Annotated in this window: 15 protein-coding genes and 1 other RNA gene; 6 read left to right on the top strand and 10 right to left on the bottom strand. The window is 58.5% G+C overall.

The features are described 5' to 3' along the window. Positions 1-36: 36 nt before the first annotated feature. Positions 37-924, bottom strand: coding sequence for an oxidoreductase (locus FJU08_RS12370; protein ID WP_141149321.1), 888 nt, complete (start codon positions 922-924; stop codon positions 37-39). A gap of 84 nt (positions 925-1,008) precedes the next feature. Here FJU08_RS12370 and FJU08_RS12365 point away from each other — a divergent pair, with 84 nt between their 5' ends. After that, the gene (locus FJU08_RS12365; RefSeq protein ID WP_141149320.1) at positions 1,009-1,932 is read left to right on the top strand and encodes a LysR family transcriptional regulator; all 924 of its coding nucleotides are present in this window, start codon (positions 1,009-1,011) and stop codon (positions 1,930-1,932) included. 90 nt (positions 1,933-2,022) lie between these two features. After that, on the top strand, positions 2,023-3,024 hold the full coding sequence (locus FJU08_RS12360; RefSeq protein WP_141149319.1) for an LLM class flavin-dependent oxidoreductase: 1,002 nt from the start codon (positions 2,023-2,025) through the stop codon (positions 3,022-3,024). Positions 3,025-3,034: 10 nt separating this feature from the next. On the opposite strand, the gene FJU08_RS12355 is transcribed toward FJU08_RS12360, so the two are convergent. From FJU08_RS12355 to FJU08_RS12320, 8 genes are all read right to left on the bottom strand, one after another. After that, positions 3,035-3,589 carry an alpha/beta hydrolase gene (locus FJU08_RS12355; protein ID WP_141149318.1) on the bottom strand — a complete coding sequence of 185 codons (555 nt, stop codon included), beginning with the start codon at positions 3,587-3,589 and terminating at the stop codon, positions 3,035-3,037. A 79-nt stretch (positions 3,590-3,668) separates the two neighbouring features. Continuing rightward, positions 3,669-4,415, bottom strand: coding sequence for a YebC/PmpR family DNA-binding transcriptional regulator (locus tag FJU08_RS12350; RefSeq protein WP_141149317.1), 747 nt, complete (start codon positions 4,413-4,415; stop codon positions 3,669-3,671). A gap of 204 nt (positions 4,416-4,619) precedes the next feature. Continuing rightward, positions 4,620-5,423, bottom strand: a complete 804-nt coding sequence (locus FJU08_RS12345) for an MBL fold metallo-hydrolase (protein WP_141149316.1) — start codon at positions 5,421-5,423, stop codon at positions 4,620-4,622. A 117-nt stretch (positions 5,424-5,540) separates the two neighbouring features. Then, a complete protein-coding gene (locus FJU08_RS12340; protein ID WP_141149315.1) occupies positions 5,541-6,365 on the bottom strand; it encodes a TIGR00282 family metallophosphoesterase in 825 nt (274 codons plus the stop codon). A gap of 78 nt (positions 6,366-6,443) precedes the next feature. Further along, positions 6,444-7,028: a 5-formyltetrahydrofolate cyclo-ligase gene (locus FJU08_RS12335; RefSeq protein WP_407943707.1), complete on the bottom strand. Its 585-nt coding sequence runs from the start codon at positions 7,026-7,028 to the stop codon at positions 6,444-6,446. Positions 7,029-7,074: 46 nt separating this feature from the next. Next, a non-coding RNA gene (ssrS, locus tag FJU08_RS12330) (6S RNA) lies at positions 7,075-7,235 on the bottom strand. Positions 7,236-7,335: 100 nt separating this feature from the next. Then, entirely contained in the window at positions 7,336-7,695 is a 360-nt protein-coding gene (locus tag FJU08_RS12325; protein WP_141149314.1) for a cell division protein ZapA, read from the bottom strand. Between the two features lie 30 nt (positions 7,696-7,725). Then, positions 7,726-8,007, bottom strand: a complete 282-nt coding sequence (locus FJU08_RS12320) for a DUF4164 domain-containing protein (RefSeq protein WP_141149313.1) — start codon at positions 8,005-8,007, stop codon at positions 7,726-7,728. Positions 8,008-8,580: 573 nt separating this feature from the next. Between FJU08_RS12320 and tkt the strand changes: the two genes are divergently transcribed. The 4 genes from tkt to FJU08_RS12300 all read left to right on the top strand — a co-directional run bounded on the left by tkt (position 8,581) and on the right by FJU08_RS12300 (position 13,981). Beyond that, positions 8,581-10,563, top strand: coding sequence for a transketolase (gene tkt, locus FJU08_RS12315; protein ID WP_141149312.1), 1,983 nt, complete (start codon positions 8,581-8,583; stop codon positions 10,561-10,563). 249 nt (positions 10,564-10,812) lie between these two features. After that, a complete protein-coding gene (gap, locus tag FJU08_RS12310) occupies positions 10,813-11,814 on the top strand; it encodes a type I glyceraldehyde-3-phosphate dehydrogenase (protein ID WP_141149311.1) in 1,002 nt (333 codons plus the stop codon). 527 nt (positions 11,815-12,341) lie between these two features. Beyond that, positions 12,342-13,400 (top strand): lipase, encoded by a 1,059-nt coding sequence (locus tag FJU08_RS12305; protein WP_141149310.1) that lies wholly within the window; start codon positions 12,342-12,344, stop codon positions 13,398-13,400. Next, the gene (locus FJU08_RS12300; protein ID WP_141149309.1) at positions 13,397-13,981 is read left to right on the top strand and encodes a protein-S-isoprenylcysteine O-methyltransferase; all 585 of its coding nucleotides are present in this window, start codon (positions 13,397-13,399) and stop codon (positions 13,979-13,981) included. Before FJU08_RS12305 ends, FJU08_RS12300 begins: the two co-directional genes overlap by 4 nt. A 66-nt stretch (positions 13,982-14,047) precedes the next feature. On the opposite strand, the gene FJU08_RS12295 is transcribed toward FJU08_RS12300, so the two are convergent. Beyond that, the gene (locus FJU08_RS12295) at positions 14,048-14,590 is read right to left on the bottom strand and encodes an alpha/beta hydrolase family protein (RefSeq protein ID WP_181409837.1); all 543 of its coding nucleotides are present in this window, start codon (positions 14,588-14,590) and stop codon (positions 14,048-14,050) included. Between the last annotated feature and the right edge of the window lie 244 nt (positions 14,591-14,834).

The raw sequence follows: 14,834 nt of genomic DNA, 5'->3' as shown, positions 1-14,834 counted from the left end.
GCCGCTCCCTCCCTGAATGAAACGTGGATGCCCAGCCTATTTCATCGTAACAATGGCGTTCAAACGCGCCAGATGTGCCGCATCAAGCTTGAGCGCGGCAGCGGCAATATTGTCCTTCAGATGCGCCCGCTTCGACGTCCCCGGAATGACCAGCATGTTCGGGCTGCGCTGCAACAGCCAGGCCAGCGCCACCTGCTGCGCCGATGCGTTCAGCTCGGCGGCGACACTGTCGAGCTCTTCTGACTGATACGGCATGAAGCCGCCAAGCGGGAAATAGGGCACATAGGCGATCCCCTGCTCGGCGAGGCTGTCAATCATTGCATCATCATCGCGATGAACCAGATTATAGTGGTTCTGAATGCAGACGATCGGGGCGATATCCTGTGCGATGCGTATCTGTGTCTCCGTTACGGTCGAAAGCCCTATATGGCCGATCAGCCCCTCCTCCTGAAGCTGGCGCATGGTCTGCATCGGTACGGCCAGTTCGGCATCATCACTGAAACCGGCAACACTGCCCATTCGCAGATTGACGATCGGAACCTGATCGATCTTCAGCCGCTCCAGATTATCCTCGACGGATTTGCGCAGGAAATCAGGGGAATGGTTCATGTTCCAGCCGCCCTGATCATCTCGCCAGCCGCCGATCTTGGAAACCAGAACCAGATTGTCCGCATAGGGATGGAGTGTTTCGGCGATCAGCCGGTTGGTGACATAGGGGCCGTAAAAATCACTGGTATCGATATGGTCAATGCCGAGCGCAAGCGCCTCTTTCAGAACGGCACGGCATTCCTCCGGATCTTTCGGCTCGCCGAAGACATGCGGCCCGGCCAGCTGCATGGCGCCGAAACCCATGCGGTTGACGGAAAGATCACTTCCGGGAAAGGTGAAGCGACCGGCAGCAGATGCGAGCGTTGAATGGGTCATGATACTCTCCTTCATTGGCTGTCAGGGATATAGGCCTCACCCTGCCGATTGATAATCCGCACAAATTCGAATAGACTGATCGCCATGCCGAACAATCGAATTCTGCCCCCGCTTGATGGCCTATTCACCTTCCTGGCCGTATCCCGTGCCGGTGGCTTTCGCGCTGCCGCCAACCGGCTCGGCGTCTCTCCCTCCACCGTCAGTGAGACCATTGCAAGACTGGAGACGGAGCTTGGCGTGCCGCTGATTATCCGCACCACCCGCAGCATCAATCTGACGGAAGCGGGCCGCGTCCTTGCTGCACGGCTGGAACCGGTCATCGCAGAAACGCGCTCGGCCATTGCCGAAGCCACCAGTATGGATGGCGTTGTGCGCGGCCGGCTGAAATTGCAGGTTCCCGGCGCCGTGATGAAGGATATATTGCCACCGCTGATCGACGGTTTCCTGAAGAAAAATCCTGAAGTTCAGATCGAGATCATCGTCGACGACCAGCTCACCGACATGGTGACAAAAGGCTGCGATGCCGGGATCCGCTATGGCGAGCATCTGGCGCAGGACATGATCGCCATTCCCATCGGCCCGCGCCGACAATGGGGTGCGCTTGCCGCCTCCCCCGCCTATCTGGAACGGCAAGGCACGCCTGCCAACCCGCGTGCCGTCCTCGACCATGACTGTATCCGCCTGCGCTTTGCCAGCGGCGCCTTAACGGAATGGGAATTCGAAAAGGATGGCGAGACGATCGCCATCGATCCGCCGGGACGTATGATCATCGGAACAACCGGCTGGCTCGGTGCCCTTCACCTTGCCATTGCCGGTCACGGACTGATCATGACCTTCAGAAACTGGCTTGAACCCCATTTCGAAAGCGGCCAACTGGTTCCCGTGCTGGAAGATTGGTGGGTGCCGTTCGAGGGACCTTTTCTCTATTATTCCAGCCGGTTGACGCCACGCCCCTTACGCGCCTTCATCGATCACATCACCGCCGAACGCAAAGCCGTACCGGAATGACGCCCGGCATCCTCGCTTAAATTTTTTGCAAATCATCTGATTAATTCCTAAGTGACAGGTAAACCGTTCCGAACGAGACAGGATTTTCCGATGACTGCATTTTCGATACTCGACCTCTGCCCCGTTGTTGAGGGCGGCACGGTCGGTGAGGCACTGGATGCGACCCGGCAAATGGCGAAAGCGGCCGAGGCTGCGGGTTACACCCGCTTCTGGCTCGCAGAGCATCACGGCATGATCGGTATTGCCAGCGCGGCAACCTCGATCGTGATCTCGGAGGCGGCACGCGCCACCGAAACCCTGCGCGTCGGCGCCGGTGGCGTGATGCTTCCGAACCATTCACCGCTGGTGATCGCCGAACAGTTCGGCACGCTGGCAGCACTCTATCCGGGCCGCATCGATCTCGGCCTTGGCCGCGCGCCGGGCACCGACATGCTGACCGCGCGTGCGCTGCGGCGTAATCTCGAAGCGGGCGCAGAAAGCTTCCCCAAAGACATCCTCGAATTGCAGGCCTATCTCGGTGACGCCAGCGAAGGACAGAAGCCGATAGCCACGCCGGGTGCCGGCACCCATGTGCCGCTTTATCTGCTCGGCTCCAGCCTCTACAGCGCCCATCTGGCCGCAGCCCTTGGCCTGCCTTACGCCTTTGCCTCGCATTTCGCGCCCGAGATGCTGTTTCAGGCACTTGATATCTACCGCCGCAACTTCAAACCCTCGCCAGAACTTGAAAAGCCTTATGTGATTGCCGGCGTTCAGGGGGCGATGGCCGAAACCGATGAAGAGGCAGACTACCTCTTCACCTCAGGACTGCAGAGTTTCGTGGCACTCAGACGCAATGCCCGTGGCAAGATGCCGCCGCCGGTCAAATCCATGGACGGGATCTGGAGCGAAATGGAGAAGCTATCGCTGGAACATACCTTCCAGTTCGCCGTTGTCGGCGGACCGGACAAGGCCAGGACCAAAATGGCGAAATTCGTCGCCGATACCGGCGCCGATGAGGTGATCATCTCCATGCCGATCCACTCGGTGGAAGCACGGCTGAAATCAGTAGCCTTGTTCGGGGATATGCGCCACGCCCTGAAGCAGGCGGCCTGAACGTCGTCCCTTAACCGAAATGGCGCCTGAGCCATTCCCGGGCGAGGCTGGTATCCTCGCCCGCCGGCGCCCAGCCATGGCCGCTGTCGAGCCACATCAGATCAACACCGGCACCGGCATTGCCAAGCGCTGCTGCAAGCCGTTCGGCATCTTCAAGCCTGCGCCGGGTGTCCTCCCGCCCCGCCAGAAGCAGAACCGGCATCATCTCAAGGCGGGGGAAGCGATCCGTCAGCGGCTCCGGCCGTAGCAGGATTGCACCGGAAAACCGTTCCGGTGCCACAGACAGAAGCGCTTGCGCCATCACCGCACCACGCGAATAACCAACAAGAATCGAAGGCCCTGTGCCTTGCGCCGGCAATTCCGTGAGAAGGTCTCTTGCACGGCTCGCGGCCAGATCCGGGTCAAAGCCGCGTCCGCCTTCCCGCTTTTCCAGAAAGGTGAACCCTGCGCCGTCGACCAGCGCACCAACCGGCAGAATATGCCGGGCATCCGGTGCAATCGCTTCGGCAAAACGGCCCCAATCCGCCGGGCCACCAGCGCTCCCATGCAGCAGGATCAGTTCCATCACGCGCCTCCCCGCAAATGAAAACCGCCCGACCATGACAGGTCAGGCGGCTCCATAAAGTCACGAATTCAGCGAAATGTCAGGCCGAAAGCTTGGCCATTGTCTCGTCATCAACTTCGAAATTGGAATAGACATTCTGCACGTCGTCATCATCTTCCAGATTTTCGATCAGCCGCATCAGCGAAGTCGCCTTTTCCTCGTCCACCGGAATGGTGTTCTGCGGCTTCCAGATCGCCTTGACGCTTTCGGCTTCACCAAGCGCGTCTTCCAGCGCCTTGGAAACCTCGTTGATGGCTTCGAAAGCGCAATAGATGGTGTGGCCGTCTTCGTCGCTTTCAACATCGTCAGCGCCAGCTTCGATGGCAGCTTCCATCACGGCATCGGCATCGCCAGCCTCAACCTTGTAGACGACTTCTCCGACATGATCGAAAGAGAAAGAGACCGAGCCGGTTTCGCCCAGCGCTCCACCGGCTTTGGTGAAGATCGAACGGACGTTCGAAGCAGTGCGGTTGCGGTTGTCAGTCAGTGCCTCGACGATGATCGCGACGCCGCCAGTGCCGTAACCCTCGTAGCGAACTTCGTCATAATTCTCGGCGTCGCCACCAGCGGCCTTCTTGATCGCGCGCTCGATATTATCCTTCGGCATGGACTGTGCCTTGGCGTTCTGGATGGCCAGACGCAGGCGCGGGTTCATGTCCGGATCAGGCATGCCCGTCTTGGCGGCGACGGTGATTTCGCGCGCCAGCTTGGAAAACATTTTCGAGCGCACCGCGTCCTGACGGCCCTTGCGGTGCATGATATTCTTAAACTGTGAATGGCCAGCCATGTGCTCCGCCCCTTGAATGCTTTTGAACGCGAGCACCCGGCATCCCGAAGGGCGACGAAATAGTGCTCTACCTGTTAAGAACCGCGCATCACATCCGCCAGGACCTGTCTCCGGCCCTGAGCCCGGATGCGCTGGATTGGGCGCCTTATACGGGTGCGGGCGCTCGCGTTCAAGAGCTTCAAGTGTTTTCCGCGGTGCGAATGGCTACCAGACGCCCTTCAAAAGCAGGATTTCCGGTGTCTTCGGCAGGGTTTTGAGCGAAACCCTCAGCGTCGGCTGCTCGGAGTAGACGACTTCATATTGCCCCTGAAACAACCCGGCAAAGGCACGAACCTGCGCGCCGGTGCGATGCATGGGCAGCACGATGGAGGAATGCAGCCGCTCAATCACGTTGGACATGCTTTGCGGGCCGAGCGTCAATCCGCCATCGACCGGCACCATGACCACGTCGAGTCGGCCAATCCGGGCGATATGCCCATCGGTCAGTTCGTGATGCAGATGGCCGAGATGGCCAATGCAAAGCCCAGCCACCTCGAAGATGAAGATGGAATTGCCATCCGCTTCGAAACTGCCGAAGGCACGGATATCGGTCGTGACATTGCGGATCAGCACGTCATCGACGAAGAGATTATGCTCCGCCGGAAGGCCGGGCGCATCGCCCCAGCCATGCAGAACATAATCGATCGCCGGATCCGGCAGCATGGTAAAATGGCTCTCATGCGCCTTGTTCATGGTGGCGACATAGGGCGGCCCGCCGGGGATCACCGCACCGGCATAATCGGTTGCGATCCGCACACCGCCCGGTGTTTCGATCAAAAAGGTCGAATGGCCGACAAAGGTGATGGCAACCTCCGGCGCCTGATAGGCAACCGGAGCAAAACTGGCAAAGGTGACATGCGGCAGCGCCTCGGCAATCGCCTGGCACTGGCTGACCGGCGCACGCTCCTGCGCCTGCCCTACAAGTGGCACAAACACAACAACGATGAGAGCAGCAATGCGCAGCAAGATCGTGATCCGGTGACGGTTTGGCTGATCCGCACATCGTGACCAAAAGGTGAGAGATCGTCCAGTCGCATGACTGCGTCAGGGATCACGCTTTCGTGTTGATGCGGACACCCCGCACGATCAGTTCCAGAATGGCGGCACCGTTTCCTCAAGCCTTGGGCCAAGGCGCAAGGGGGCGATCTTTTCGGCAAGGCCGGTGGCATCGGAAATCTCGACGCCGACGCCGCAGATCGTCGCCGGGCCACTGGCTGCCTCGAAGCGGTTCTTGTTCATCTTCGAGACGAAACGGTTGAGCGGCTCTTCCTTGTCCATGCCAAGCGAGGAATCATAATCGCCGCACATGCCGGCATCCGACATATAGGCCGTGCCGCCGTTGAGAATCTGGCAATCGGCGGTCGGCACATGGGTATGGGTGCCGACGACAAAACTGGCACGGCCATCGACGAAATGGCCGAAGGACTGCTTTTCGCTGGTCGCTTCAGCATGAAAATCGAAGATGATCGCATCGACCTGCTCCTTCAAAGGGCAGGCTTCGAGTATGGTCTCGCCCGCCTTGAAGGGATCGTCGAGCTCGGGATGCATGAAGACGCGCCCCATGATGTTGGCGACGAGCACGCGCGCGCCATTGCGGGCATAAAATATGCCCGAGCCGCGGCCCGGCGTTCCGGCGGGATAATTCGCCGGGCGCAAAAACTGCTCATGCCGGTCGGCAAAGATCACCGCATCGCGCTGGTCCCAGACATGGTTTCCGGTCGTTACCACATCGGCGCCGGCGTTGACGGTTTCCTGAAAAATCGCCTCGGTAATGCCGAAACCGCCCGCCGCATTCTCGCCATTGACGACGACGAAATCGAGTTGCAGATCGCTGATCAGACCCGGAAGCCGGTCCCAGACGGCCTTGCGCCCGGTGCGCCCGACCATATCCCCCAAAAACAGAAGCCGCATAATTCCCTTTCCAAGCCCCGCCGGACGGCTATCCGCGGAACCGAACATCTATAGTCGTGACCGGCATCGGGCCGGCCTTCACGCGCCGCAGCGGCGGAAACCGCTTTCCGTCAGCACCGCATCAAGCGGCACATCATGCGCCTCGGCAGCCACAAATGGCACTTCTTGGAGATCAAAGGCAATACCGATCATCATCGGACGGTGATTGGCGGCGATCAAACGTGCAATCGCGCGGTCATAATGTCCCGCGCCATAACCGATCCTGTTACCCGAAAGATCAAAGCCCGCAAGTGGCATCAACAGGATATCCGGATCAACGGTTTCAGCATCGCCGCCCGGCGCCATGGTGCCGAAACCACCGGCAACCAGCATATTGCCCGTCCTATGATGACGGAAAATGATGGTCTCGCGATCCAGAACGACCGGCAGCGCGATTTTTGCGCCGACATCCTCCAGCGTCTCCAGCAGCGGCCGGACATCAACCTCGGAACGGATCGGGAAGTAGCCGGCAACAATCCTGCCCGCGACATCACCGGCAAGGGCTGCGGTGCCGGATGCGGCGATAGCAAGGCTCTTTTGTGCACGTTCTTCAGGGGAAAGGCTGTCGCGCCGGGCAAGGCAATCCTTGCGCATCGCGTCTTTTCTGGCGCGTTGTTCTTCCACCGACACTCTCCGGGAAAAGCGGCCTGACGCCGATAGCAAAGAAAATGTGCGATCCACAACAACCGGTGGAGTTTTTAGATCCTGGGCGCCTACATAAGTAGGTGGGTGCCATATATCCCAGCCCACGGGCCAGGTCAGGGACAGCTCCCTTAGGATCGAGTAAGGCCCCGAGGATTCAGTGTTTCCTGCCGAGAGGCGCAGACCGCAACACGTATATAAAGCGGAAAGGCCGCACCTTAAAGAGCCGTCAGCGACGTTGCAGTACGATTTTTCAAATTGCCGGTGAAAGCGCAGTGGATAACCCGGCTCAACCAGCCGTGATTTTTGCCGAAATTGCTGAAATTCTGGAAGAAAGTGCATCCAGCGCCGCAGCGATCTCTGCCTCGCGCTGACCGGTCGCAGCACCTGCCGTTTCCTTCTCGCCGCGCAGCGCCTGCAGCTCGGCAAGATTGCTCTCCAGCTGGGCACGCGTATCGCTCAGTTCGTCGGTGATCATAATTCCGGCCATGACCGTCAAGCGAAGGTCGCCAATCTCACCAAACTGACCGCGCAGATTCGAGACATAGCCGTCAAAACGGGCGGCGAGTTCATGCAGATGATCCTCCTGCCCCGCCTCGCAGGCCATGCGATAGGCCTTGCCGTCAATGGTAACCGTTACCTGCGCCATATCAGGCCTCCTGCGGCAGCGATTTTCAGCTCACTTTTCATGGTCAAGCACTGCACGAATGGTCTCCATCGCCGTGACGAGCCTGCGCGAAACCTCGCGATTGACCTCCTCAAGACGATTGGCCTTGAACTGAACCTGGTCGAGTTCGCGCGCAAGTCCTGCCCGGTCAGCATGAACGATGCGAACCTCATTCTCCAGATTCTCACGGTCCTTGAGCGCCTCAAGCCGGGCATCAACCGCTTCTTCAAGGCCGGAAAGCGCCTTGTCGATTGCCTGAAGGGCCTGATTGAGATTGCCCGCTGCTGCCGCCATCATCACCTCTTGCCGTGACTGCCGCCCGCCGAAACCTGGACGCCCGCATGACTTGTATAGAACAGCCACGCCACCGGAACGCGTCGAGAATCGACAAACTCGCCATTGTTTTCAAAGCGATCTTATGGAAGCTTTAGAGCCCGCGTCAACAAAACCCTGTGGATGCAGCGACTTCAAGCCCTACACATCTGTGGACGATGTGAACCCGGCAGGTCGGCCATGGTTCCATTTCAAAACGGAACCATCAAATATTAATCGTTTGAATTGTCTTATCGCAAGGCAAGTGACATAAAGAGGGTCTAGAAGGCTTTGAACCGCAGGGGCCTCCGAAGCGTTTTGAATGCCGGGTTGGCGATGCCTGAATATGCGGTAGATGACTGTCAGGAAATGGTGTAGGGTCCGTGCGTCTTCAGGTTTGCAGTGGGAAAAAGTCATTTTTTTCTGCCCCGCACGACCGGCCAACACCGGACCTGGGCCCATGCAAACGGCATTTTAGCCTGCTGGCGGGATCTCCCATCCTGGCAGCAGAATCTGAGATTTATTGTTTCCCGAATCAAGAAAAGCGAAAGACCCATGACTTCTCGTGACAAACACAATCGGATGGCAAATGCGATCCGTTTCCTGTCGATGGATGCCGTGCAGAAGGCCAACTCGGGGCACCCCGGGCTGCCGATGGGTGCCGCCGACGTTGCGACGGTTCTGTTCACCCAGTTTCTGACCTTCGATCCGAAGAACCCGCGCTGGCCGAACCGTGACCGGTTTGTGCTGTCGGCGGGCCATGGCTCCATGCTGCTCTACTCCCTCTTCTATCTTCTCGGTTATGAAGATGTGACGCTTGAGGATCTGAAGCAGTTCCGCCAGCTTGGTTCGAAGACCGCCGGCCACCCTGAATATGGCCATGTCGCCGGCGTCGAAACCACCACCGGCCCGCTTGGCCAGGGCGTTGCCAATGCCGTTGGCATGGCGATTGCCGAGCGCAAGCTTGCCGATGAATTCGGCGCCGAGCTGATGGACCACTACACCTATGCATTGTGCGGCGATGGCTGCCTGATGGAAGGCATCAGCCAGGAAGCCATTGCGCTGGCTGGCCATCTGAAGCTGAACAAGCTGATCCTGCTCTGGGACAATAACAGCATCACCATTGACGGCGCCGTTTCGCTGGCCGACTCGACTGACCAGCATGCCCGCTTCCGCGCCTGCAACTGGAACACCATCGCCGTTGACGGCCACAATCCGGATGAGATCGCCGCCGCCATTGCCGAGGCCAAAACATCCGACAAGCCGACCATGATCGCCTGCAAGACGACCATCGGTTACGGTGCGCCGAAGAAGGCTGGCACCAACAAGGCCCATGGTTCGCCGCTCGGCGACGAGGAAATTGCAGCCACGCGCGCAGCGCTCGGCTGGGAATACCCGCCCTTCGACGTGCCGGAAGACATTCTTGATGCCTGGCGCGTTGCTGGCCTGCGGGCAACCAAGATCCGCGTCGAATGGGAAGAACGTCTGGATGCCGCCAAGGCGGAAACCAAGGCCGAATTCAACCGCCGCTTCGCCGGTGACCTGCCCGGCGCTTTTGAGCCGGCCATGCAGGCCTACAAGAAGAAGCTGGCTGATGAAAAGCCGAAGCTTGCCTCACGCAAATCCTCGCAAAATGCACTGGAAGTCATCAATGGCGTTGTTCCGGAAACCATCGGCGGCTCCGCCGACCTGACCGGTTCCAACAACACCGATACCAGCCAGACCGCCGGCATCACACCCGATGATTTCTCCGGTCGCTTCCTGCACTGGGGCATCCGCGAGCATGCCATGGCTGCGGCCATGAACGGTATCGCGCTGCATGGCGGCCTGATCCCCTATTCCGGCGGCTTCCTGATCTTCTCCGATTATTGCCGCACCTCGGTGCGTCTGGCAGCCCTGATGGGCATCCGTGTGATCCATGTCTGGACGCATGATTCCATCGGCGTCGGTGAAGACGGCCCAACCCATGAGCCGGTCGAGCAGATGGCATCGCTGCGCGCGATCCCGAATCTTCTGATGTTCCGCCCGGCCGACGCCACGGAAACGGCAGAATGCTGGCAGCTGGCGCTTGAAAATAAGGATCGTCCCTCCGGCCTGGCGCTGACCCGCCAGAACCTGCCGCCCGTGCGCACCGAATATACCGAAAAGAACCTCTGCGGCGCCGGTGCCTATGATCTGGTCCCCGCCGATGCGGCCGAAGTCACCATCTTCGCCAGCGGCTCGGAAATCGGCGTTGCCGTCGATGCCCAGAAGGCGCTTGATGCCAAGGGCATTTCGACCCGCGTCGTCTCGGTTCCCTGCATGGAACTGTTCTTCGAGCAGTCGGAAGACTACCAGAAGGCCGTGATTGGCAATTCGCCGATCAAGGTCGGCATTGAAGCAGCCATCCGCATGAGCTGGGATGCCTTCATCGGCTCGGACGGCATCTTCATCGGCATGACCGGTTACGGCGCCTCGGGCAAGGGCGAAGAGCTGTTCAAGCATTTCGGCATCACGCCGGAGGCCGTTGTCGCCGCCGTTGAAGCCAAGCGCGGCTGATTCGTCGCTTTGTACAAGAAATGCGCCTGGCCTTTTCTATAATGGCCAGGCGTGCCCGCCCCCTCTGGCCGCGTTTCGGTTTGACCCGGATCACGGCATGCGCATTTCAACCGGTTAAGCTGCCGCTCGCGCCGCAGGCTTGCCACATTTCCGCGATGGCTTCTTTTCCGGCGATTGCGAAGCGTATAAGAGAGATACCGGTTGCTCTGCGATGATTGATCAATACTCGCTGAAATGGGAGTTCATAAAATGACTGTAAAAGTTGCCATCAACGGCTTTGGTCGTATCGGCCGCAATGTTCTGCGTGCCATTCTTGAAAGCGGTCGCAAGGACATTGAAGTCGTTGCGATCAACGACCTGGGTCCGGTTGAGACCAATGCTCACCTGCTGCGCTATGATTCCGTTCATGGCCGTTTCCCGCACGACGTCAAGGTTGACGGGGACACCATCGACGCCGGTCTCGGCCCGATGCGCGTGACCGCGATCCGCGATCCGAAGGAACTGCCCTGGAGCGATGTTGATATCGCGCTGGAATGCACCGGCATCTTCACCGCCCGCGAAAAGGCCGCCATGCTGCTGGAAAGCGGCGCAAAGCGCGTTCTGGTTTCCGCCCCGTCCAAGGGTGCCGACAAGACCATCGTCTACGGCGTCAACCACAACACGCTGACCAAGGACGACCTGATCGTCTCCAACGGTTCGTGCACCACCAACTGCCTGGCACCGGTTGCCTATGTCCTGAACAAGGCTTTCGGCATTGAACGTGGCTACATGACCACGATCCACTCCTATACGGGTGACCAGCCGACGCTCGACACCATGCACAAGGACCTCTACCGCGCCCGTGCAGCTGCCCTGTCGATCATCCCGACCTCGACGGGTGCCGCCAAGGCTGTCGGTCTCGTTCTGCCGGAACTGAACGGCAAGCTCGACGGTTCCTCGATCCGTGTGCCGACCCCGAATGTCTCGGTTGTTGACCTGAAGTTCGTTCCGAGCAAGGAATGCACGGCCGAAGAAGTCAATGCCGCCGTCAAGGCTGCGGCCGAAGGCGAACTCAAGGGCGTTCTCGGCTATACCGACGAGCCGCTCGTATCGCGTGACTTCAACCACGACCCGCATTCCTCGATCTTCGCTGACGCCCAGACCAAGGTACTGGAAGGCAAGCTCGTGCGCGTGCTGTCCTGGTACGACAATGAATGGGGCTTCTCCAACCGCATGGCCGACGTTGCTGTCGCCATGGGCAAGCTGCTCTGATTTTGAAAAACCAAATTTGACCCGCTTTCGGGTCCCCAGGACAGGCCGGTTTTCCGGCCTGTTTTTTTATGCCCGCATCGTCGCCACCTGCTCGCAACCCGGCATGATGTGCCGGTGACATCGTTTTTTAAAATCAAATTGATGTATTTTACAGCTAGGTTCCAGTTTTCCCGAGCCCATGCAGCGCTTGCAATTGTAGTCGCACAAAAACAATAGGTTAGACAGGATCTCTGCTGCAAAGATTTTGGCAGTTCAAATGTATATGGGGATGAACATACACCCATATTGCCGCTCAAATTTCTGCATGCTAATTTTATTTCACCATAGGCAATACATTCTGCATTCGTCCACGACATAAGCTTTAGATTCGTGCGGTCATGACTTTGCAGACTCCAGAAGTAGAATTCATGCACCGGCGTATCGTGTTTCACATCGGAGGATATGAGCGGAATAATCCGGAACGTTTCTTCCGACGATTCGCACGCGGACTTTCGCGCTTTGAAACCTGCTGGTCGCTGAAAGCCGAGATGGGTACACCCTGCCGGGAAGACGAATACCATGTTGCGGCAGCAAGGATCTGTTGTCAGGACGGTGATCGGGAAAGCCTGACAGATTTTTGTTTTCTCGACTTCGACGACATTGTCGCGAGAGATGTCAAAAAACCGTTCCCGCTTCGTCTAGCGAAATATGGTGCGGCGATTGCCGATTATGTTTTCAGTGGCACCTTATGGCGCTTCTTCCGGGCCAACTGGCGCTTTGCGCTTTATTTTCTCTTTCCGATCGGGGCCATGGCGCTTTTTCTTCTGGCCGGTCTCGTGGTGTTCCTCGCCATCGGCACGCTCGAACCGTTTCCAGGACAATTCGTCATCGCCCTTGGCGCCGGCGCCGCCACGACGCTTGTGCTGGGCAATTTTCCTGGACGGCGTTATCTCGTCTACCATTTGATGGATCTATGGTCCTTCAGCAGCCGGCACCTGCGCGCCATGCGCCCAGATATGGATCAACGCTTTTTACTGTGGTCGGATTTCGCCATGGCAAAGCTTGCCGCGGGCAACTACGACGAGGTGCTTCTTGTCGGTCATTCCACCGGCGGCGCCCTCGTTCTGGACTTCGCCCACATCCTGTCGCAACAGCTCCGGCAAAAGGGTGCGGATGCGGCTTTCACCATCGTGACCGTCGGTTCGACCGCCCTGAAAATTTCCCTTCATCCGGCGGCAAAACGTGCGCGCGACCGGCTTGAAGCGCTGGCCGGGCAGCACGGCATCACCTGGTATGATTTCCAGTCGCTGACCGACATCATCAATTTCTACAAGTGCGATCCCTATGCGCTGGCCGGGCTGCGCCATACCCGCAATGACAGCTTTCCGCTTCTCTATCGCGTCCGCTTCCGTCACACGCTGGACAAGGCGAGATATAGCCGCCTCAAACGCAACTTCTTTCGGGTCCATTATCAGTTCATATCGGCAAACACGCGCCGCTATTTCTACGACTATTTCATGATGACATGCGGCACGCGCTCGCTCAGTGATCAGCTTGAGGCCATGGCCGCCAAGCCTGCACCGTCAGCAGGCAAGGAGGTCGCATGATGGCTTCGCTTTCCTTCTGGTGCTGGCTTGTCATCACCCTTGCCTGGTGCGGGCTGCGCTATCCGGCCGTGCGTCGCGCATTGCGGACCCGTATCCGCGAAAGGCGCGCAGACCCGCTGGATATCGGCCTGCTGGCGTTGTGCGGCATGACCCTCTTTGCCGGGCCGATTGCCTGGTTTGCCGCCGATCTCCTGCCGCATTTCAACCGCCCGCAGACAGTCGTTCCGCTCATCCTCGGCCTTGTCACGGGGATTGCCTTCCTCTGGCTTTTCCGGCGCAGCCACAAGGATCTCGGCAAGAACTGGTCGGTTACCCTGACACTGCGCGAGGAGCACAGGCTCATCACCCAGGGCGTCTATGCCCATATCCGCCACCCGATGTATGCCTCTTTCATGTTGTGGGGGATCTCCCAGGCGCTGCTGATCTCCAACTGGATTATTGGCCTTGCCGGTCTTGTGGCTGTCATCCTGCTCTATGCCATCCGCCTCAAACGCGAAGAAGCGATGATGAATGCCGCCTTTGGTGCACAATATGCCGAATATTCAGCGCGGACAAAGCGCCTGATCCCCGGCATATTCTGAAACGCGGCCTCCCTTTCGCGCAAGCGTGGCCGGGGCTCGGCGTTTTCCAGGCCCCGCGTCAGCCGGTCACCGCGGATAGTCAGCCAGTGTCTTGCTGATCAGCGCGATGATAGCATCGTGGATCACGGGTTTATCTTCCATATCGATATGGTTCATGCTGCGCTGACCGCCGTATTCGGGCGTGCGAACGTCAATATTCTCCAGCGTTCCGGTAAAGCCCGGGCCAGGGGAGATTTTCCGCCACAGCACTTTGCCATCGGTGAAGAAGTTCACTGCCCTGGTGACATTGGCCGGGATCAGGGGATTTCGATCGGTGGTATCAAGTGTGATCGTCAGTGCAACGGGAATGCCGAGCGCATCAAGATCCTCGGCAACGCTGATCACCGCATTGGCACCAAGAGAATGCCCCACGAGAATGATCGGACGGTTATCGGGAGATGCCCGATAATTGCGCGCAATTTCGCGCGCCAGCCACTTGTCATCGGCCACGGTAAAAACTGTAGCATCAATGCCTTGCGCAGCGAGCTTCTTGTTGAGCGGGAAAAAACCGCGCGAGAAGAATTCCAGACCGCGAAACAGATAAATCTGGCCACTGACTGTTTTTGCCATACTGGCTGCGGGCAAAGTTCCGGCCACGGTGAGCGTTCCAAGTGCAAGCATAAACTGGCGGCGTTCGATCAATGTTGCATACCCCATATCAACAAAATCAAACTCGGTTGGGCGAGCGTGATAATTTCAGAAACAAAAAATATAGTACCAAAACCATGCTGATCTTCACCAGATCGCTGCGACACTAAAGCATCGGCAGGCCGTATCTTTCAAGCGCATATCTTCATCCTCAAATTGTGGAATA

Source organism: Martelella alba (assembly GCF_006516955.1).
GTDB classification, from domain to species: domain Bacteria; phylum Pseudomonadota; class Alphaproteobacteria; order Rhizobiales; family Rhizobiaceae; genus Martelella; species Martelella alba.
This window is presented reverse-complemented; position numbering and strand designations above follow the sequence as displayed.